17 protein-coding genes and 1 tRNA gene are annotated in these 20,192 nt (G+C 40.2%); 15 read left to right on the top strand and 3 right to left on the bottom strand.

Features of this window, described 5'->3' with window-relative positions; all coding sequences use genetic code 11:
• Window positions 1-109 precede the first annotated feature (109 nt).
• The 5 genes from AC07VK_RS14025 to AC07VK_RS14045 all read left to right on the top strand — a co-directional run bounded on the left by AC07VK_RS14025 (window position 110) and on the right by AC07VK_RS14045 (window position 3,034).
• The gene (locus AC07VK_RS14025; RefSeq protein WP_057931288.1) at window positions 110-433 is read left to right on the top strand and encodes an ArsR/SmtB family transcription factor; all 324 of its coding nucleotides are present in this window, start codon (window positions 110-112) and stop codon (window positions 431-433) included.
• A 6-nt stretch (window positions 434-439) separates the two neighbouring features.
• Window positions 440-907: an SRPBCC domain-containing protein gene (locus AC07VK_RS14030; RefSeq protein ID WP_492961183.1), complete on the top strand. Its 468-nt coding sequence runs from the start codon at window positions 440-442 to the stop codon at window positions 905-907.
• Window positions 908-913: 6 nt separating this feature from the next.
• Complete coding sequence (locus AC07VK_RS14035) at window positions 914-1,300, top strand: DoxX family protein (RefSeq protein ID WP_492961185.1); 387 nt, start codon at window positions 914-916, stop codon at window positions 1,298-1,300.
• 157 nt (window positions 1,301-1,457) lie between these two features.
• On the top strand, window positions 1,458-2,042 hold the full coding sequence (locus AC07VK_RS14040; protein ID WP_492961187.1) for a YdeI/OmpD-associated family protein: 585 nt from the start codon (window positions 1,458-1,460) through the stop codon (window positions 2,040-2,042).
• Between the two features lie 416 nt (window positions 2,043-2,458).
• Complete coding sequence (locus tag AC07VK_RS14045; RefSeq protein ID WP_492961189.1) at window positions 2,459-3,034, top strand: DUF4256 domain-containing protein; 576 nt, start codon at window positions 2,459-2,461, stop codon at window positions 3,032-3,034.
• 8 nt (window positions 3,035-3,042) lie between these two features.
• Here the strand turns inward: AC07VK_RS14045 and AC07VK_RS14050 are convergent, their stop codons facing one another.
• Window positions 3,043-3,543: a GNAT family N-acetyltransferase gene (locus tag AC07VK_RS14050; RefSeq protein WP_492961191.1), complete on the bottom strand. Its 501-nt coding sequence runs from the start codon at window positions 3,541-3,543 to the stop codon at window positions 3,043-3,045.
• Window positions 3,544-3,917: 374 nt separating this feature from the next.
• On the opposite strand from AC07VK_RS14050, the gene AC07VK_RS14055 reads away from it, so the two are divergent.
• The 9 genes from AC07VK_RS14055 (at window position 3,918) to AC07VK_RS14095 (ending at window position 17,313) form a co-directional block, all read left to right on the top strand.
• A complete protein-coding gene (locus AC07VK_RS14055) occupies window positions 3,918-7,169 on the top strand; it encodes a TonB-dependent receptor (RefSeq protein ID WP_492961193.1) in 3,252 nt (1,083 codons plus the stop codon).
• 240 nt (window positions 7,170-7,409) lie between these two features.
• Entirely contained in the window at window positions 7,410-7,568 is a 159-nt protein-coding gene (locus tag AC07VK_RS14060) for a hypothetical protein (RefSeq protein WP_167346157.1), read from the top strand.
• Between the two features lie 143 nt (window positions 7,569-7,711).
• Window positions 7,712-8,281, top strand: coding sequence for a helix-turn-helix domain-containing protein (locus tag AC07VK_RS14065; RefSeq protein WP_057931281.1), 570 nt, complete (start codon window positions 7,712-7,714; stop codon window positions 8,279-8,281).
• A gap of 91 nt (window positions 8,282-8,372) precedes the next feature.
• Window positions 8,373-9,263, top strand: a complete 891-nt coding sequence (locus tag AC07VK_RS14070) for an alkaline phosphatase family protein (RefSeq protein ID WP_492961195.1) — start codon at window positions 8,373-8,375, stop codon at window positions 9,261-9,263.
• 153 nt (window positions 9,264-9,416) lie between these two features.
• Window positions 9,417-10,736, top strand: a complete 1,320-nt coding sequence (locus AC07VK_RS14075) for a DUF5690 family protein (protein WP_492961197.1) — start codon at window positions 9,417-9,419, stop codon at window positions 10,734-10,736.
• Between the two features lie 232 nt (window positions 10,737-10,968).
• A complete protein-coding gene (locus AC07VK_RS14080) occupies window positions 10,969-12,129 on the top strand; it encodes a TIGR03364 family FAD-dependent oxidoreductase (protein WP_492961199.1) in 1,161 nt (386 codons plus the stop codon).
• A gap of 105 nt (window positions 12,130-12,234) precedes the next feature.
• The gene (locus tag AC07VK_RS14085) at window positions 12,235-15,462 is read left to right on the top strand and encodes a SusC/RagA family TonB-linked outer membrane protein (protein ID WP_492961200.1); all 3,228 of its coding nucleotides are present in this window, start codon (window positions 12,235-12,237) and stop codon (window positions 15,460-15,462) included.
• Between the two features lie 10 nt (window positions 15,463-15,472).
• Window positions 15,473-17,041, top strand: coding sequence for a SusD/RagB family nutrient-binding outer membrane lipoprotein (locus AC07VK_RS14090; RefSeq protein WP_492961202.1), 1,569 nt, complete (start codon window positions 15,473-15,475; stop codon window positions 17,039-17,041).
• Between the two features lie 195 nt (window positions 17,042-17,236).
• Window positions 17,237-17,313 (top strand) — tRNA-Asn (locus tag AC07VK_RS14095).
• A 57-nt stretch (window positions 17,314-17,370) separates the two neighbouring features.
• Here AC07VK_RS14095 and AC07VK_RS14100 read toward each other — a convergent pair.
• On the bottom strand, window positions 17,371-17,967 hold the full coding sequence (locus AC07VK_RS14100) for a hypothetical protein (RefSeq protein ID WP_492952704.1): 597 nt from the start codon (window positions 17,965-17,967) through the stop codon (window positions 17,371-17,373).
• A 301-nt stretch (window positions 17,968-18,268) separates the two neighbouring features.
• Window positions 18,269-18,682, bottom strand: coding sequence for a VOC family protein (locus tag AC07VK_RS14105; RefSeq protein ID WP_492961204.1), 414 nt, complete (start codon window positions 18,680-18,682; stop codon window positions 18,269-18,271).
• Window positions 18,683-18,859: 177 nt separating this feature from the next.
• Here AC07VK_RS14105 and AC07VK_RS14110 point away from each other — a divergent pair, with 177 nt between their 5' ends.
• Window positions 18,860-20,014 (top strand): aspartyl protease family protein, encoded by a 1,155-nt coding sequence (locus tag AC07VK_RS14110; RefSeq protein WP_492961206.1) that lies wholly within the window; start codon window positions 18,860-18,862, stop codon window positions 20,012-20,014.
• Window positions 20,015-20,192: the final 178 nt, after the last annotated feature.

Raw genomic sequence — 20,192 nt, forward strand, 5'->3', positions numbered from 1 at the left:
GAAGCCAAACTTATGACGGTCTGTTGAAGAAAGCTTTATAAAAAAAACTTTTATAAAAACTTGCGTAGTTAAATGACTACATTTATATTTGTAGTCAAATAGCTACATAATGAATTTAAGAAGAGATGTATTTCAGGCCATTGCCGACCCTACAAGAAGGGCGATACTGTTGTTGGTGGCCTCGCAGTCTATGACGGCCGGAGCAATAGCTACCAATTTCGACACCGCAAGGCCAACTGTTTCAAAGCACCTGCAGATCCTTACCGAGTGCGAGTTGTTAGAGCAAAAACAAAACGGCAGAGAAATTCATTACCACACTAACGCAAAAAAAATGAAAGAAATTGCTGATTTTATTGAGCCGTTCCGCAAAATGTGGGACGACAGGTTTAATAAATTAGAAGATATCATGAAAAACTATAAACCAAGCAAATAGCGTAACATGGAGCAGAAAACAAAAATTGATGCCGAAAATGGCAAACAGGAAATAATCATTACCAGAGAATTTGATCTACCTGTAGCATTGCTTTTTAAGGCTTATGTTGAGCCTGAAATTATAGCACAATGGATGGGAACGAAAGTGTTGAAACTTGAAAACAAAAAGTACGGCAGTTACCAGTTCGAAACGGCTGATGCTAAAGGGAACGTAGCGTTTGTAGCCACCGGCGTGATACACGAGTTTTTGCCTGATGAAAAAATAACGCGGACATTCGAAATGGAGCAGACACCTTTTGGCGTTCAGCTTGAGTTTTTAACCTTCGAAAAACTAACCGATGATCGTAGTAAACTTACTATGCATGTGATTTACAGATCGGTAGCATTAAGAAATCAAATACTCGCCTTGCCTTTTGCTCAGGGTATTAATATGGCACATAACCGTTTGCAAAACATTGTAAATCAATTAAAATAACACATTATGACAAAGAGAAACAAAATTATCTATTGGATAGCCACCGTTTGGCTATCGTTAGGCATGTTATCAACAGGAATAGTACAGCTGATAAAAATGAAAGAAGAAGTGGCATTGTTTATGCAATTGGGGTATCCGCTTTATTTTCTGACTATATTGGGGATTTGGAAAATTTTGGGCGTTGTTGCGGTGTTAATTCCTAAATTTACTTTATTGAAAGAATGGGCTTATGCAGGTTTTTTCTTTGCCATGTCTGGTGCTGTTTTTTCGCACATTGCAATTGGCGATACTAGTACTTCTGCATACTTCGGGCCAACGTTGCTACTTGTGTTAACTATAGTGTCGTGGTATTTTAGGCCTTCAGATAGAAAAGAGGCTGTATCATATTTGTAATTCAATTGAATTTGTCACGTTGAGCCTGTCGAAACGCCTTGTAAGGCATTTAAAATATGTCCTTCGACAAGCTCAGGATGACAATTCTATATTTATGATACAGACGCTGAAACCATAAGGAAGGAACAGGGCAAAGGAATAAACAAATTCGACTGATATGAAAACGAATCCAAAAGTTGATTTTTATTTTAACAAAGCAAAAAAATGGCAGGAAGAACTGTTGCTGCTGCGGGCAATTGCCTTAGATTGTGGGCTTACCGAAGAATTAAAATGGGGAGTGCCCTGTTATACCTGGCACAACAGCAACATCGTTTTAATACATGATTTTAAAGAATACTGCGCATTTTTGTTTTTCAAGGGCGTTTTATTGAATGATGCCGCAGGGATCTTGATCCAGCAGACAAAGAATGTACAATCAGCAAGACAGGCGCGCTTTATCAACGCTCTCGAAATAGTGGAACTGAAACCCATTTTGAAGACTTATCTTTATGAAGCCATTGAAGCGGAAAAAGCTGGTTTGAAAGTAGAACTGAAGAAAACTACCGAATATAAGATTCCGGCTGAGTTTCAAAGTAAATTGGATCATATTCCAGATTTAAAAACGGCATTCGAAGCCTTAACGCCTGGCCGTCAAAGGGCTTATCTGCTTCATTTTTCGGTACCCAAGCAAGCTAAAACCCGTGAGGCAAGGGTGGAAAAATTTCTGCCGCAGATATTAAGTGGCAAAGGATTGAATGACTAATCGTTCCCTATTTTGTGGTGTCGGATGTTATCACTATTGGTTTGTCATCCTGAGCGTAGTCGAAGGATCTTTTAATGTAGTGTAAAGGCATTGTGCCCCAGGTAGATTAGTGTTTTTTGAAATTAGGAAATGAGCGGTTTGTGTTTCTTGGAGGCCCTCAGTCCGGCTTTTCGCTTTACTCCGTTACACTTCGTGTTCGCTGCAATCCGGTTTAGGAGCAAGGGTTTGTGCGCCCTGCAAGCCCCAAAATGAAAAACTGCCATAGCCATTTAGCCCCGGTTGAAGCGTTACCCTGCAGCAACGAGGTACGAGGAAGCGAAGCGTAAAAGCAGAAAACGGGAAGAAACTTAGTGTTTAATACAGGCATTGCGCTTCAAAACTATTTATAGTCGAAGGATTTTAACCAAAATAAACTGATGAGTAAAATAAATAACAATAAAAAAGAGTTGCTGGCAGTGCAAGCAGAAGAACTCCTCCATACTTTAAAAGCCCGTTTTGAGAAAAACATGGACCGCCATAAAGGTATTGAATGGGTTAAAGTAGAAGAAAGGTTAGTTGCCCAGCCCGAAAAACTATGGATACTCGATGAAATGGAAATAACCGGCGGCGAACCTGATGTTGTTGATTATGATAAAAAAACGGGCGAATATATTTTTTACGATTGTTCGGCAGAAAGCCCTAAAGGCCGTAGAAGTATTTGTTATGATTTGGAAGGGCTGGAATCGAGAAAAGAGCACCAGCCGGAAAATAATGCGGTTGATATGGCTGCTGCAATGGGTGTAGAACTCTTAACAGAAGAACAGTACCGGTTTTTGCAGCAACTTGGAAAATTCGATATCAAAACATCGAGTTGGATTGTTACTCCTCCCGAAATCAGAAAATTAGGTGGTGCCCTTTTCGGTGATCGCCGCTACGATCATGTGTTCGTGTATCACAATGGCGCACAATCGTATTATGCCGCAAGAGGGTTTCGTGGTTTGTTAAAAGTTTAAGCTAATAATTACAATAATTTTTGATAACAAAAGAAACGGAGGCCAGGTCGTTTAGCCAAGCTAATTTCACCACTAAACTGATAGCCGAGCTTCGGGAAAAGCGCCTGGGTGGCCATATTTTCGCTATTGGTATCCACCCTTAAGATGGAAATACCCGAAGCTTTTGCTACCGCCTCGGCCTGGTTCATCAAAGCCCTGGCGATACCCATGCCCTGGCAATCAGGGTCTACTGCTAAACGGTGTGTAACAATGGCTTTTTCGTTAATATCCCAACCTGCATCAGCATACTCGGGATCTTGATCTGTAGTAATTGCAGAAACACCAACAACCTGCTCTTCCAGCTCAGCTACCCATAACTGACCGATGGTAATATCGCTGGTGAATACTCCTGGGTTCGGATAATCATCTCCCCACTGGAAATTCCCTGCAGCACGCATTAAGGGTACAACTTTACTTACCAGGTGCATTATTTTCGGAATATCTGCTGTTACGGCTAATCTAATTGTCATGCCTGCAAAGATAATATATAGGTTTTATTAGTTCATTTGTCATTAGTTCATTAGTTAACAGGGAGAAGAAATTTGTTCTATTGTTAATTGAAGTCGGTTATCATTGTTAAACGCCTGGCTCCAAACGCATGGCCGTTTAATCGACTTTGGACTTTGGACTATCCCAAACTTCATTAAATCTTCATCTTTCGTTTTCATCTTTGGGCTTTCTATTCTTCATCATATTCCGGCCTGAAATATTGGTTGTTAAGGAATTGTTTTCTTATTGTATTATTCTGATTTTCATATTGTTAACGTAATGTTAAACTTAATTTATTGTTAATATTTAATTAACATTAGGACTGTTGTTTTGCATAAAAATAAAATAACAGAAAATGAAATCACGCATACTATCCCTAGTAAGTATTCTGCTGCTCTTGGTCGCATTTGCTCAGGCACAGGTTACAACATCTAGTATTAATGGAAAGATTAAGGATAATAAGGGTATCATCCCAGGGGCAACCATTGTAATGATACACGTTCCAACAGGTACGGTATCTAAAGGTTCGTCAAATGAGAACGGCCTTTACCGCATTGGTAACTTAAACCCGGGCGGGCCGTACAAAATCACCATAACCTTTGTGGGTTATAGTCCGGTGGTTAAAGAAAATATTTATTTAACTCTGGGTAACGACGTAAAGCTCGATATCGATCTTCAGGAGCAGGGCAACCAATTGGCCGAAGTAAGTGTTAAAGGCCAAAAAGGCGGAACAAAATCTGGTGCAGGTACCAGTATTGGCGAAGGTCAGATTAAAACTTTGCCAACTATGAACCGCAGTTTGCAGGACGTTACCCGCGTAACCCCTCAGGGCAGTAAAGACAATACCTTTGGCGGTACCAACTTCAGGTATAACAACGTGACCATTGATGGTGCGATTAACAATGATGCCATTGGTTTTAGTCCTTCATTAGGTGGTCAGAGCGGAAGCTCTGGCATGCCGGGAAGCAGTACACGTACCAACCCGGTTTCACTTGATGCGATCCAGGATGTTACTGTTTTGCTTTCTCCTTATGATGTTAAAGTCGGTAACTTTTTAGGTGGTAGTATTAACGCCGTTACGCGTGGTGGTACAAATGAGGTTGTAGGATCGGTTTATGGTTATGGCCGTAACGCTTCACTGATCGGTAGAAACAAAATTGGCGATAACAGCAAAGAACCTTCAGCTTTTCACGATTATCAAACCGGTTTCCGTGTGGGTTTCCCGATTATAAAGGATAAATTGTTCTTCTTTACCAACGAAGAGATTACCCGCCGTCAGGATCCGGTAATTTTAGGTGCAGGATCGTCTGACATGAAATTGCTTACCTTAACTGAGGCACAGCAGATTTCTGATCGCATGAAAACAGCTTATGGTGTTGATGCAGGTTCGTTTGGCGATTACAATATCTATTCGCAGTCTAACAAATTCTTTAACCGCTTAGATTGGAACATCAGTGAGCGCACCCAGTTAACCATCAGAAATAACACCATCATTTCGAAAGCAACAAACTTAGAAAGAGATCAGTCTAATTTCAGGTTTGGCGGTATCGATTTTAAACAGAACAACAATCAAACTTCAACTGTTGCAGATCTGAAAACCCGTTTTGGCAATTCAGCTACCAATAACTTAATTGTGGGTTATTCTACTGTTCACGATTATCGTGATCCGCTTTCTAATCCGGCTTTGCCACAGATTGAGATTGCTTCGAACAGTGGAACATTGTTTTTAGGTACCGATCGTGAGGCAAGTATCTTCAATATGAAACAGAACACTTTCGAATTTACCGATAACTTTACGTACAGCACCGGTAACCATACTTTTACCGTTGGTACACACAACGAATTTTATAAAATCAATTATGGCTTTGTAAACTCATGGAATGGCCGTGTGGCTTATAGCAGTGTTGCCGATTTCCTGGCTAATCAGCCAAATAGGGTACGTACCAGCTATAACTATGATGATAACAGCCGTGATAACATCATTGCAAACCCAACTGCAGAATTTAATGTGAACATGTACAGTGTGTATGGTCAGGACGAAATCCGTATCGGCGATCGTTTTAAATTAACACCGGGTTTGCGTTTTGATATGGCAAACTTGCCTGATATGCCATCATTAAGTTCAAAAACAACAAACTCTCCGGTTGATCCTAACTATGGTACAACTTATACTTATACGCAGCCATCATCAATTACCGGAAAATTCCTGAACAAAATACAGATTTCTCCACGTGTTGGTTTTAACTTCGATGTATTAGGTAACCAAAGTTTGGTTATGCGTGGCGGTACCGGTTTATTTACAAGTCGTGTTCCTTTTGCATGGATAGGTTATGCCTATTACAATAACGGAGTTAACTACGGGGCTTTTGATAAATCGTATGTTTATACAAATGCTGATCCTAGCAAAATCGTGAAACCGGTTGCGGGTTCCGATCCGATTAAAGATGCTTTAACCGGTAATGGCGAAGCAGGTTATGTAACTAACCAGGGCATAAATGTTAAAGATGCAAGTGGCGCTACGCAGGTAGATTTGGTTGATAATAACTTTAAAATGCCTAAAGCCTGGAGAAGTAATTTGGCTTTCGATTATAAAACTGATGACCAGTGGAAATTTACATTGGAAGGAATTTTTAGCCAGGTGATCAAAGATGTGCAGTTTCAACAGATCAACTATGTAGATAATCCAAAATACATGGTTTACGATACACAGAAACAGATGCCGATTTATTCAGGTACTAAAATTAATCCTTTATATACCAATGCTTACCTTTTATCAAATACAGATAAAGGATACAAATACAGTTTAACAGCACAGGTAAGTAAATCACTTCCTATGGGTTTAGATATGATGGTGGCTTATACCTACGGACGATCGAAAGATATTGCCAATGGCATCCGTAATTCAATGGAATCTAACTGGCAGTTAAACCAGGCCCTTAGTCCAAATAACCCAGGCTTGGCTTATTCTAATTTTGATATCCGTAACAGGATTATTTCGACCATCAATTACAGGTTAGATTGGGCTAAAAACGGTAAATATGTGTCTAACTTCTCCTTATTCTTCAGCGGCCAGTCGGGTTCGCCATATTCATTGGGTTTAGTAAATACCAGGATCAATGGAACTGGTCAAACTGTAAGTTTGATGTACATTCCGGCTGTAGGAGAAACTGCCAAGTTCTTTGCAAGTACACCTGATGGTATTGCGCAGGCTGCTGCATTTGATAACTATATTAACGGGGATAAATATCTGAGCACCCGTCGCGGTGATTTTACAGAGCGTAACGGCGCACGCACCCCTTGGAATGTTCAGGCCGATTTCCGTTTCGCTCAGGATATTCAGGTGGCAAAAGGAAAGCACCCACATGTACTTACCCTAACTTACGATATTATTAACCTGACCAATTTGGTAAATAAAGACTGGGGAATTCAGTATTTCTCTCCTAATACCTATAACTCAATGGCTAGTGTAGGCATTAAGGTGGCAACTGCAGGTACACCAACAACATATCCGGTGTATACTTTTGCACAGAAAGATGTAACCTCTTATTCAAAAGATTTCTTTGCCTCACGTTACCAGATGCAATTGGGATTGAGATATAGTTTCTAATCTTTTTTAAATATATAAATGAAGCGGTCTGGCCAGTATGGTCAGGCCGTTTTTCTGTGCAGCGTCACCCTGAATTTATTTCAGGGTCTTATTTGAAATAAAAAGATGCTGAAACAAGTTCAGCATGAGGTTAACTTTATGAGTAAAAGCAATGCCAATTAAACTTTTCTTTTACCCAAGCGTCAAAATAAAACACACAGCATAAAGCTTGATTTATTTTTCAATTTAAAAGGTTAGGTTATGAAAAGGATTGTAAATGCATTGCTCTTATTGGTTATGGCGGTTAATTTTAGTGCATGCGTGGTAAGCGCGCGTGCACCAAGGGCACATTGGGTGCGCGGGCATTATAATATTGGCCCTCATGGCGGTCGGTATTGGGTACCCGGACATTACCGTTAAATTTTTGCGATCGCCGTCTTTATTAAGGCGGCGATTTGTTTTTATAAGCATGTTAAAAAATGTAATTCGGTAACTAATGCGATTGTTGATTTCGATTGTAGGAATAAAATAATACATTAGCGTTATTAACACGATTTTAGCATATGCAAGAAGAAATTCTTTTACAGATTAGCCTTAAAATTAAAGAAAGACGTAAAGAACTGGGTATTACCGTTCAGGAGCTTGCGAATAAAGCAGAGGTAAGTAAAGGACTGATCTCTCAAATCGAAAATAGCCGTACCATTCCGTCTTTAATGGTATTAATGGATATTATTAAAAGTCTGCAGATAGATCTGAACAGTTTTTTTAAGGATATCAATTTTCATAAAAAAGATGCCCCCGTTCTGGTGAAACGAAAAGATCAGTACCAGAAGTTCGAAAAGGAACAGGCCACAGGCTTTAACTACTCGCGTATTTTAACCAAGAACATTAAATTTTCGACTGCCGATTTTGTGTTGCTCGAGCTCGAAGTGAATGCGCATCGCCCAATGGTGAAAACCGAAGCTTTCGAATTTAAATACATGATAGAAGGTAAGGTAGAGTACCAGTTTTCGAAAAAGAAAATTATACTCGAAAAAGGAGACTCCATGCTTTTCGATGGAAGGCTTTCACATACCCCGGTTAACGTTGGCGATAGCAAAGCGCTAATGCTGGTAATTTATTTTTTTGAGTAACATTTTGTTAAACAAAGTTTATTAATACTTAACAAATATTTATTTTCATCTTTATAAACCAATCTTAGGTTTGGTAATAGAAAATATGAATATGAAAAGATTTTTGAAAAGTACTTTATTGTTACTTTGTTTATGTGTATTTGCGCAGGCACAATCTAAAAAAATTAAACACGTAATCTTAATTGGTTGTGATGGTTTTGGTGGTTACGCTTTGCCAGAGGCGAATATGCCTCATCTTAAGGCATTAATGGCCAACGGCTCGTGGACTACACAGGCACGCTGTGTATTGCCATCTTCCAGTGCTGTAAACTGGGCTTCCCTGTTAATGGGTGCTGGGCCAACTGAACATGGTTATACCGAATGGGACAGTAAAGTGCCCGAAATTCCATCTGTTACCAAAACATCTTATGGTTTGTTCCCTGGGATATTTAGTGTAATCAGAGATCAAAAAAAACAGGCTAAAACAGCTATTGTGTATAGCTGGAGCGGTATTGGTTATTTATTTGAAAAAGAAGCAGTAAACATCATCGTTAGCGGAAACGATAAAGATGATTTTTGCACGGATACTACTGTTGCGATTATCAAAAAAGAAAAACCTTATTTTACCTTCCTGCATTTAGACGAACCTGATGGTACGGGGCATTCAATCGGTCACCGTACACCGGCTTATTATAAACAACTGGAGTTGGTAGATCAGCGGATCGGTAAGATTCTAAAAGCAGTTAACGATGCAGGCATAGCCGATGAAACTGTTATCCTGGTTACTGCCGATCACGGTGGTAAAGGTAAAGGCCATGGTGGTAAATCGCTCGATGAAGTGCAGATTCCGTGGATTATCTCAGGCCCTGGCGTTCGTAAAAACCACGAATTAAAAGATGCGATTGTTACCTACGATACCGCCGCAACACTAGCCTGGTTAATGGGGTTGCAACAACCGCAGAGTTGGAGGGGAAGGCCGGTACTGGAAGCTTTTGCGAAATAAAACAAGCCCTATGCGATAAAACTTAACAATTTGATAATCTTGATATTGTTTACTAATAATAAACAATGTTTACTATTGTGTTTTTAGATAAAATACATATGTCAGTCAAATTAGTGGTGTTCGGTATAATAAACAACTTAAGCAGATATTAGGATGAGTTTACTTCATCTTGCCCGCAAAAAAGCACTCAATTGGCCTTATTGGTTAATTACAATGCTTGGTGGTATAGCAGCGTTTGGTTGTTATACCAGCATTTATGCCTTTCGTAAAGCTTTTGCCTCTGCTACTTTTGAGCACCAGGAATTTCTGCATATCGATTATAAAGTCTGGTTGGTTATTGCACAAATGGTAGGTTACACATTAAGTAAGTTTTATGGTATCCGTTTTATTTCCGAATCGGGGAAAAGTAACCGGGCGCGGAGCATCATTTTTCTGATTCTTTTTTCCTGGCTTGCCCTGCTTGGATTTGCTTTGGTACCTGCTCCTTACAATATTGTATTTCTTTTCCTCAATGGTTTCCCTTTGGGGATGATCTGGGGTTTGGTATTCAGCTATTTGGAAGGAAGGAAAACAACCGAATTTATGGGTGCATTAATGTCGATCAGTTTAATATTTGCCTCAGGTTTTGTTAAAACGGTAGCCCGAACGCTGATGTCGTTTGCTTCGGTAAGCGATTATTGGATGCCTTTTCTTACCGGACTGGTTTTTCTGCTTCCGCTTTTCCTGTTTGTTTTTTGCCTGGAGGTTATTCCGCCGCCTTCAAAAGAAGATCAGGAGTTACGTACCAAGCGGGTGCCGATGGATGCGAAACAGCGCAGAAAGTTTATCACCAAATTTTTGCCGGGTATCATCTTAACCATTATCATCTACGTGCTGCTTACCTGTATCCGCGATATGCGCGATAATTTCGAAGTAGAAATCTGGAATGGCTTAGGTATTCATAACAACCATATCTACACGCAGATTGATACCCTGATTTCGGTTGTGGTATTGGTGATGATGGGGCTTTTGATCTTGATTAAAGATAACCTCAAAGCTTTTACCGTAATCCACATCATGATTATTTCAGGCTGTTTGCTGATCGGCGTAAGTACATTCTTTTTCGATAGGGGGTACATAGGGCCTGTTAGCTGGATGGCTTTACTGGGGATGGGGCTGTATATGGCCTACATTCCCTATAACGCCATTTTCTTTGAACGGATGATTGCCAATTTTCACTATAAAAGCAATATCGGTTTTATTATGTATGTGGCCGATTCAATTGGCTACGTAGGTAGTTTTTCGATACTGCTGTTTCATGAGTTTGGCGAAACGGGTACCAGTTGGATGCACTTTTTTAAACAGTGTTTGTTTGCCATACCATTAATTGGTGGGGTGTGCAGTATACTTTCGTTGATCTATTTTAGAAGAAAGACTTTGGTTACAAATAAAAAGATGCAGGCAAGGGGAAAAATGGTTTTAACAGGGGAATGAAATGGCTTGCTTCATCGTCATTTCGAGCGGACCCGATAGCTATCGGGTGCAACGCAGTCGAGAACCACAAAGTGCTCAGCGAAGCTAAATCTGCTTCAATAGATCTCTCCATTCCACTGTGTTCCAGTCGAGATGACGACCATTCTAATAATTGGAATAATGGAAGATAACGTGATAAAAACAACATTAACGAAGATGATTTTTAATAGCATCTCACAAAAAAAATTAAACAATGAATAAACATTTCGATCTTATTGTAATTGGTGGAGGGATTTTAGGAACATTCCATGCTTATCATGCTTTACTTTCGGGCAAATCGGTACTGCAGCTCGAAAAAGACAATTTTCCGGTAGGCGCTACTGTGCGCAATTTTGGTCAGGTGGTACCCTCGGGTATGGAAGCCGAATGGTTCGAATACGGTGTTGCAGGATTAGATATTTATAAATCTATCCAGCAGGAATTCGATATTTCCGTGCAGCAAAACGGCAGTGTGTACATCGCATCAGATAACGATGAGCAGACCTTGATCCATGAGCTGAAAGCACATTACGATACCATCGGTTACGAAACCGAATTGCTTAATCAGGATGCGGTTTTAAAGAAATATCCTGCTATTAAATCTTCTTATGCCAAAGAAGCCATCTTTTTCCCTCAGGAAATTAGTGTAGCACCAGATCAGATGATCTACCGTCTGCATGAATATATGCAGGCTAAGTTTGCACAATACACGCTTAAATACAACAGTCCGGTTACTGCCTGCGAAAGCAAAGGTACTGGTGTTGAAGTAGGTTTAAGAAACAATACCACGCTTTTTACGGCAGAGAAAGCCATTATCTGTAACGGTTACGAGTTTAAATTGCTTTATCCCGAACTATTTAGCGAGAGCGGTATTGTGGTTAGTAAACTGCAGATGATGCGCAGTATACCTATGCCAGAAGTAGCTTTAGCAGGTAATATTTTAACCGGGCTTACCACAAGGCGTTACGAAAGTTTTGAGCACTATTGCCCTTCGTTCAAAAGCATTAAAACGCCTGAGCATTACGAAGAGCTGAAAAAATGGGGTATCCATATCCTGTTTAAAAAGGCTGCAGATAATACAATTATTATTGGCGATTCGCATATCTATGCCGATGTAAACCATTTCGATGATCTTGGTTTCGATTTAAATCACCACATTAATGAACTCATGCTCGAAGAAGCCGCCCGGATAGTTGATTTCGATGTGCGCAAACTGCAAAGTACCTGGGCTGGATTTTATCCGCAGCATGCAACAAAACATATTGTAACATACGATCTCGACAATCGCATCCATATACGTACAGCTATTGGTGGCAAAGGAATGACTGCTAGTGCAGGTTATGCCGCAGAAAGTATTAAGAAAATATTTAGTTAACAAATACTAAACAAAAATAATGGTTTTTGTTAACTAAAAGTTGGCATTAGGCTAACATGTACATCTTATCATTGCATCTATAAAACCTAAAAAAATTATAGATAAATGAAACATCTCTACAAGATGAAGATGTGCATGATAGTTTTGCTGCTATTATGCCTCACGCCTTATTTTACCTGGGCGCAAACCAAAATTGCCGGTTTGGTTAAAGACGATGCGCAACAGCCGGTCCCGGGCGTTAGCGTACTGATAAAGGGAACTAAAAAAGCTACTTCTACCGATTTATCGGGACGCTTTACCCTCGATGCCAAAACAGGCGAAACACTTGTTTTTAGTTCGATCGGATTTCTTCCGCAAGAAGTTCAGGTTACGGGCACAAACCTGACCGTAACTTTAAAAACAGACTCGAAAAATTTAAACGAGGTAGTGGTTACCGCCCTCGGTATCCGTAAAGAGAAAAGAAACCTGGGTTATGCCATTCAGGAAGTAAAAGGAGCAGATCTGGTAAAAGCCAGGGAAGCTAATCCGGTAAACGGATTGGTGGGTAAGGTTGCCGGTTTAACTGTTGGTGTATCCTCAGAGCTTTTGGGGCGTTCATCGCTTTACCTTCGTGGTAACGATGTTAATTTGGTCGTGGTAGATGGGGTGCCCATCAATTCGGATACCTGGAACATCAATCCCGACGATATCGACACTTATACCGTGCTTAAAGGCCCGGCAGCAGCAGCACTTTATGGTTATCAGGCTTATAATGGTGCATTATTAATCACCACTAAAAAAGGTAAACTGAGCGATAAAGGTTTTACCGTAGAACTAAATTCGAGCACGCAGTTTAACAAAGGCTTTATCGCTTTGCCGAAAAGCCAGGATGAGTACGGGCCAGGTGAGCACAGTGCCTATGCTTTTGGTGATGGAAAAGGTGGTGGCTTAAATGATGGCGATTATGATATCTGGGGGCCAAAATTCGACGGTCAGTTGATTCCTCAATATGATAGTCCGGTTATAAACGGCGTGCGCCAGGGTACGCCATGGGTTGCCCGTGGAAAGGATAACTTAAAGCGTTTTATCCAAACCGGATTGCTTTCTGCAAACAACGTTGCCTTATCTTCTGCAACAGATAAGTATAATTTAAGGGTTTCTATTTCCAATAATTATCAAAAAGGAATTATACCGAACACACAATTAAATATCAACAATTTTAATGTAAGTGGTTCGTATAACATCAGTCCGAAATTAAGGGCCGAGGCCTACATTAATTACAGTCGCCAGTTTTCTGATAATATTCCGGATGTAAACTATGGACCGAACAGTGTGATTTATAACATGACCCTTTGGGGCGGTGCCGATTGGAACATCGATGACATGAAAAACTACTGGCAGCCGGGCAAAGAAGGCATCCAGTCTATCTATGCAGAATACCAACGTTACCACAATCCTTATTTTATGTCGTACGAATGGCTGCGCGGGCATAAAAAGAACGATATTAACGGTTATGCCTCTTTAAACTATAATGTAACCAAAGGACTGGATGTATTGTTAAAAACGCAGATTTCGACCTACGATCAGTTAAGGACAGAGAAAATGCCATTTTCTGCTCACCCATACGGACGTGAAGAAGGCCTAGGCGATTACAGGGAAGACCGTCGCAGCATGTTCGAAAACAATACGCAGTTAATTTTGAAATACAACAAAAACGTTGGCGATTTATTCGAAATCAGTGCTTTTGGTGGTGGTAATGCCCGTAACTTCAGTTACAACTCGAGCTTTACCACAACTGATTATTTAAACGTTCCGAATGTATATAACTTCTCGAACTCTAAAAACCCGGTAAAAGCATTCGATTTTAACTCTAAAATGTTGGTATTAAGTGCGTTTTACTCAGTAGATTTGAGCTTTAAAAAGTATCTGAATATCAATACCACTGGCCGTGTAGATAAAAACTCTGCACTTCCTCCAGGCAATAATTCAGCCTTCTATCCTTCGGTTTCATTAAGCTCGGTAATTTCCGATTATGTAAAAATGCCTGCTTTTATTTCATTTGCAAAAGTAAGGGCATCATATGCCAACGTTAAAGACCCGGGTTTGGGCACACAGGAATTTATCGGTGCAACACCACTGCAAACTTATCCAATTGGTTATGGTGCAGAATATACTTCATCATATGGTGGCCCTGGTTATGGCCTTTCTTCGCCATACAGCATCAGGCCAACCTATAATAACCAAACAGGTGCCTATTATACCAACAACCTTATCGACCTGAACGCGGTAAAAGCGCAGAGCAGAACCAATTACGAAGGTGGTATCGATCTGAAGTTCCTTAAGAACAGGTTAGGTTTCGAAGCTACGTATTTCAGGTATATCGATGGACCGAAAATTATCAGACAAAATATCTCAGCAGCTACAGGTTACCAAACTAATACCATCAACGGCCGTAAAACACAAAATAGTGGTGTGGAATTAAGTTTATCAGGCGCACCAATCATGACCGATAAATTTGGCTGGGATGTAATGATCAACTGGTCTACCTATAAACAGATTTACAAAGAGCTTGCCCCAGGAGAAACCTCAGTTGATCAATTCTTTAAAACCGGCGATCGTATCGATAATATTTACGGTTCTGTTTTAGCTAAAACACCAAGTGGGCAGGTGATTCATACTTCAAGCGGAACGCCGATTTCGTTACCTGTTAACCAGCTGCTAGGGCATGCCGATCCAAACTGGGTATGGAGCATTGGCAATAAATTCAGGTATGAGAATTTCTCTTTCAGTTTCCAGTTAGATGGTAAAGTGGGTGGGGTGATGCAAGATTATGTGAGGTTAAAATCGTTCCAGGGCGGTCGTCAGATCGAAACCATCCAGGGTAAAATGGGTGAAGCCAGATACCAGGATTACCTGCGTGTAAACGATCCAACTTATAAAGGCACCTGGGTAGGCGATGGTGTGGTGGTTGCCAATAACGGTAAACTCAATTTCGATCCGGTTACGGGTGTAATTACCAATTATGGCGACCTAACTTTTGCACCAAATACCACTCCGCAGTTATTACAGGATTATCTGGGCGTTTTTTATGGTGCCAAAGAAAACACCATGATGAGTCGTACCTATGCCAAATTGCGTGAAGTAACCTTTGGCTACCAATTGCCTAAGAAATTATTGGAGCGCACGTTTATCAAATCGGCCAATATTTCGGTAGTAGGGCGTAATCTCCTGTACTTTATCAATTCTACTTATAACGATGTAGATGTAGATCAGTACTCAGGCAGAGAAGGTACTTCTACGCTGCAAACACCAACTACCAGAAGTATAGGTTTTAACCTTAATGTTACTTTTTAATCGCTATAACATGAAATCAATATATAAAATCCTGTTCCTCTTCATCATCGTTGCAGTGTGCGGCGGATGTAAGAAAGAATTTGAAGAAAATTTTAAAAATCCGAACCAGGCCGAAACCGTTCCGCCAAACTTGTTATTGAACGGCATCTTGTTCGATATGTACGAAGCACCTTTTTCGGGCTCAGAAAGGTGGAACCAGTACACGGCCGCCAACTATTTCTATTACGCAACCAATAACTACGATTGGACAGGCGCTTCGTTAGATTACACGACTTTGAAAAATGTGGTGAAAATGGAAGAGGAAGCTAACCGTTTAGGCGGTGCAGTGGCTAAACCTTACCTGGCGCTGGCTAAATTCTTTAAAGCGTATTATTTTGTGAAAATGAGTTTGAAAGTAGGCGATTTACCGATGACAGATGCCTTAAAAGGTTTCGCCAACTTAACACCAAAGTACGATACCCAAAAAGATATTTTTAAACAATCGTTAACCTGGTTAGAAGAATCGAACAACGATTTATCGGCTTTAATTACTGCGGGCAACAAAGAATTAAAAGGCGATATCTACCTTAAAAATGACCTGGTAGCCTGGCAAAAGGTGGTGAATACTTTTAAATTACGGACTTTGATCAATTTGAGCACAAAAGCGGATGATGCCGACTTACAGGTAAAACAACAATTTGCTGCGGTATTGGGCAACCCGACCAAATATCCGGTTATGGAGAGTATGGCCGATAACCTGCAGTTTGTGTACAACGAGAGTTTTAACAAGTATCCGAACAATAAAGATAATTTTGGTAATGATGCCTTGCGTTACAATATGGCGGGTACTTATTTAAATACGCTTTCGAGCCTTAAAGATCCCCGGGCCTATATGGTAGCCGAGCCAGCAAGGGGGATAGCAGAAGCTAACGGTTATGCCATTACCGATTATCGCAATTTTATTGGTGCGCCTACAGGTGAAGATCAGGGGCTAATGTTGGATAAGGTACAGAAGGGACTGTATTCGCTGATTGGCCGTTATCGCTATTATAGTGGTTATACAGCAGAAAATACCTTTATCATTGCTTATCCTGAGCTTTGTTTTATCAAAGCAGAGGGCATTAACCGCGGTTGGGCTACTGGCGATGCCGAAAGCTGGTATAAAAAAGGAATTCAGGCTTCTATTGGTTTCTATGGTATTAAAGACGGTGTTAATGTGGTCACCTTCTTAAAAAAGGACGGGAAGCTGGGCGAATTTGAAAATTTTAATGTTAATTTCTCTTTCGAAAGCGATTATTATTCGCAGGCTGCGGTTAAATATGCCGGTAATACAGCCGATGGTTTAAAGCAGATCCTGACACAGAAATACCTGGCTTATTTCCGTAATTCGGGTTTCGAAGCTTACTATCAGTACCGCCGAACAGGTGTGCCAACTTTCGATTTAGGTCCGGGCGTAGGTAATAGTAACAGGATTCCTAAGCGTTTTCAGTACCCTAATATTGAAAGAACAACCAATGGCGAAAACCTAAAACAGGCTTTACTTCGCCAATATAACGGAACTGACGATATTAATCTGGCGCCGTGGATTGTTAAACCATAATTGTTAACGATCTGATATTCAGTTTAAAATTTGCAAAACGACCCTCCGCCATAAAGGGAGGATCGTTTTCTTAAATAATAATTAAATTAATTTTTGCATAAATAGTTTAAAAGCGCTAATATTGCACTCCCAAAACGAACAAGGGTGTTGAGCTGCAAAGTGTAAACAAACCTCGTTTTAGGGAATGACCAGTATTCCTTCTTAGCTCAGCTGGTTAGAGCATCTGACTGTTAATCAGAGGGTCGCTGGTTCGAGCCCAGCAGAGGGAGCCAAAACCCGCAACGAAAGTTGTGGGTTTTTTACGTTTAGGGCTGGGCGAGAAGTCTAATTTAACCTCCCTTTTCCCAAAAACCTTTTTCGTCAAGAATTTTCAAATAGCTGTTATGTGGTTCGTCAGCGTGATAAAGTTGATACAGTTGGTCGGTCAGCGCTGTTAGAAAGTTAAAGAAAACAGAAAAGTCTTCTTTTGAATTGTAAAGGCTGCCCCACTCACCTAATACCCAGTTTAAGGTGTTGCCGTGGCTAACCGTGATTGCAAATACGAGCGTCGGAGGATCGGCATCAGTTTGTTTATAATAGTCATACTGCTTTCCTCCTAACAATGCTATTTCTCGGGCCGGAACCTGGATGGAGCGTATCTCCGAAAACAAAACAGAACCGAAACAAGAACTGGTAAAGCCTTCATTACTTAGTGAAATAGTTTCTGTCGACCGCCTTGCGGATGCTGCTTTAAACAGCTTGTAAATAGCCGTAAACATTAATGGCAAGAAGATCAACAATAGCCAGGCCGGGAAAAGTGGATGCGGATCTGGCAGTAAAGCGATGATTGTTAGTGAAACAGTAATCGTTAGTAAGGTGGTGAAAAACCAAAACAGAATAGTTGAGGTTTTCTTGCTGTTATTAAAACGGAAGCGATAGGTATCCATATCTGTCCAAAGCGTTAAAAAATAGGGCACAAAAATTTAGGTTTAGTTACAAAAGAAAACCACCATTTCCGATAGTAAAAGTAAATTTATTTGGCCAAATATTAGCGCATACAAATTTGAGTTTCTGCTTACAGTTCTCTCAGAGGATGTTTACGCTGCCTGCTGAACGGGATACTCATCCTGTTGTTCAGGATTAGATTGATGCATTGGGATATTGCAATAGTAAATTGCCCCATGTGTCGAGAGTAAGGGCAAGCACAAAAAAACGTTGCTTGCCCTTTTTATTAACGTTAAATATAAATTACTCCTGGTGCTCAGGTGCACCGTTTGGATCCATCCATACATATTCCCAATGGTGGCCATCAAGATCGTCGAAACTATGTTGGTACATAAAGCCATAATCGGTAGCCGGATTCGGTATGGTGGCGCCAGCAGCTACCGCGTTATTTACCATTTCGTTAACCGCATCTTTACTATCGGCCGATAAGGCAATGGAAGTTTCTATTGCTTTGTGGGCATCGATGATTTCTTTTTGGGTAAAAGTCTGGAAAAAGGTTCTGGTGAGCAGCATGACATAAATGGTATCGCTGATGATCATGCAGGTTGCTTTCTCGTCGGTAAATTGCGGGTTAAAAGTATAACCGAGCTTGGTGAAAAACTCCACCGACTTATTAAGGTCGTTAACAGCCAGGTTCACAAAAATTTGAGTTGCCATATTGTTTTCTAATTTAGTTTACTCAAAGGTATAGCAAAGCTATTTGGGTATTAATGTGCAAAAACGACAAGTTAAGGGGTTAAACGCGACTTATGTGAATTCTTTTTATCTTTAGTTCCGGTTTCCGATGGTCACCACTAAATGCAAGCCTTAAACCACCAAATCTATTAGTCGCTCATGAAACAAATATTACTCATTTTAACAATCCTACTTCCCTTTTATACTTTCGCTCAAAAGAAATTACCAGTTGTTAAAGCCGGAGTTGGTCAGGCAAAATTCTACGAAGCGTACAAGGCATCATCGAACTGGTACATCAATCCCAAGATAAAATTAGATGTGTTTACAACTGGTAAAATAACCAAATCAATAAACATAAAATTCAAAACGGATATAGATTCTATCGTGTTTAGAATAGGACCTGGGGAGCAAAAAGAATTTATTGTTTTGTTGAACGGCAAAGATTCCTGCCGAACCAAGATTGTGTGTCCTGAGCTAAAAAACTTCAGCAAAATTTCGCCCGAAGTGCACGATTCAATTCCTTTTTTTGTGAATAAATACAATACGAACTTTTTACCGGTGGTTTTCAACAAAACTGATTCCCTTTTATTGAACTTCGATTCAGGCGCTACCGAAGTAGATCTTACTACCGCTGCACTTAAGCAAAAAGTTAAATCTAAGCCCAAGCTTTATAACACTGATTATGATATCAAAATTGGGAGTCATACCTATAAGAGCAAAATTTATGATATTGAATTGGCTGGTAATGAGACCGATGGTTTGCTTGGCTGGGATATATTCGACGGTATGATTCTAGCGTTGGATTATGATCAGAATAAAATGATGGTGCATTCTACCATGCCCAAGCAGATTTTACGGGATAAACAATACACCAGGTTTAAGATTACTTATATCAAAAACAAACCTTTTATAGAGAGCGAAATTTCGCAAAGCGGAACCAAAAATAAAAACCTGTTTTTCTTCGATTTAGGTTATCAGCGTACGGCCATGCTTGATAACGATTTGCTGCGGGAAATGCGCTTTCCAACAGAGAAAATGGAAGTGATCAAAAAGGTAATTATGCGTGGTATAAGGGGTAACGAGGTACCGGTAACCACGGTAAAACTGCAAAGTTTGAAGATTGGTAATTTTGAATTGAAAAATGTTCCAGCTCAGGTTATGGAGCAAAATAAACCCATGCCAGGCGTTAACGTTCATTATCTGGGAACCGATATTCTGAAAAGATTCAATACGGTTTTTGATTTTCAAAATGATGTGATCTATTTAAAGCCAAACCATCTCTATGATGCTGCCTATGCAGACCAAAAGATTTAATATCATCAGTTTTTTAACCGCAAAGACAGCGAAGTGAAACGCAAAGAACGCAGTATTTGATCGTCATCTCGACTGAAGTGAAACGAAATGGAGAGATCTTTTTAAGTAATCCTTTTAGGTCCATCATCCATTTAACCACCCATCTGTTATCCTATATAGTTGGTTTTATAGGTATGCG

Source organism: Pedobacter sp. GW821-FHT01D05, from assembly GCF_059422505.1.

Coding starts and splice junctions, on each gene's coding strand:
- AC07VK_RS14025 (WP_057931288.1), top strand. CDS start 110: ATGAATTTAAGAAGAGATGTATTTCAGGCCATTGCCGACCCTACAAGA.
- AC07VK_RS14030 (WP_492961183.1), top strand. CDS start 440: ATGGAGCAGAAAACAAAAATTGATGCCGAAAATGGCAAACAGGAAATA.
- AC07VK_RS14035 (WP_492961185.1), top strand. CDS start 914: ATGACAAAGAGAAACAAAATTATCTATTGGATAGCCACCGTTTGGCTA.
- AC07VK_RS14040 (WP_492961187.1), top strand. CDS start 1,458: ATGAAAACGAATCCAAAAGTTGATTTTTATTTTAACAAAGCAAAAAAA.
- AC07VK_RS14045 (WP_492961189.1), top strand. CDS start 2,459: ATGAGTAAAATAAATAACAATAAAAAAGAGTTGCTGGCAGTGCAAGCA.
- AC07VK_RS14050 (WP_492961191.1), bottom strand. CDS start 3,543: ATGACAATTAGATTAGCCGTAACAGCAGATATTCCGAAAATAATGCAC.
- AC07VK_RS14055 (WP_492961193.1), top strand. CDS start 3,918: ATGAAATCACGCATACTATCCCTAGTAAGTATTCTGCTGCTCTTGGTC.
- AC07VK_RS14060 (WP_167346157.1), top strand. CDS start 7,410: ATGAAAAGGATTGTAAATGCATTGCTCTTATTGGTTATGGCGGTTAAT.
- AC07VK_RS14065 (WP_057931281.1), top strand. CDS start 7,712: ATGCAAGAAGAAATTCTTTTACAGATTAGCCTTAAAATTAAAGAAAGA.
- AC07VK_RS14070 (WP_492961195.1), top strand. CDS start 8,373: ATGAAAAGATTTTTGAAAAGTACTTTATTGTTACTTTGTTTATGTGTA.
- AC07VK_RS14075 (WP_492961197.1), top strand. CDS start 9,417: ATGAGTTTACTTCATCTTGCCCGCAAAAAAGCACTCAATTGGCCTTAT.
- AC07VK_RS14080 (WP_492961199.1), top strand. CDS start 10,969: ATGAATAAACATTTCGATCTTATTGTAATTGGTGGAGGGATTTTAGGA.
- AC07VK_RS14085 (WP_492961200.1), top strand. CDS start 12,235: ATGAAACATCTCTACAAGATGAAGATGTGCATGATAGTTTTGCTGCTA.
- AC07VK_RS14090 (WP_492961202.1), top strand. CDS start 15,473: ATGAAATCAATATATAAAATCCTGTTCCTCTTCATCATCGTTGCAGTG.
- AC07VK_RS14100 (WP_492952704.1), bottom strand. CDS start 17,967: ATGGATACCTATCGCTTCCGTTTTAATAACAGCAAGAAAACCTCAACT.
- AC07VK_RS14105 (WP_492961204.1), bottom strand. CDS start 18,682: ATGGCAACTCAAATTTTTGTGAACCTGGCTGTTAACGACCTTAATAAG.
- AC07VK_RS14110 (WP_492961206.1), top strand. CDS start 18,860: ATGAAACAAATATTACTCATTTTAACAATCCTACTTCCCTTTTATACT.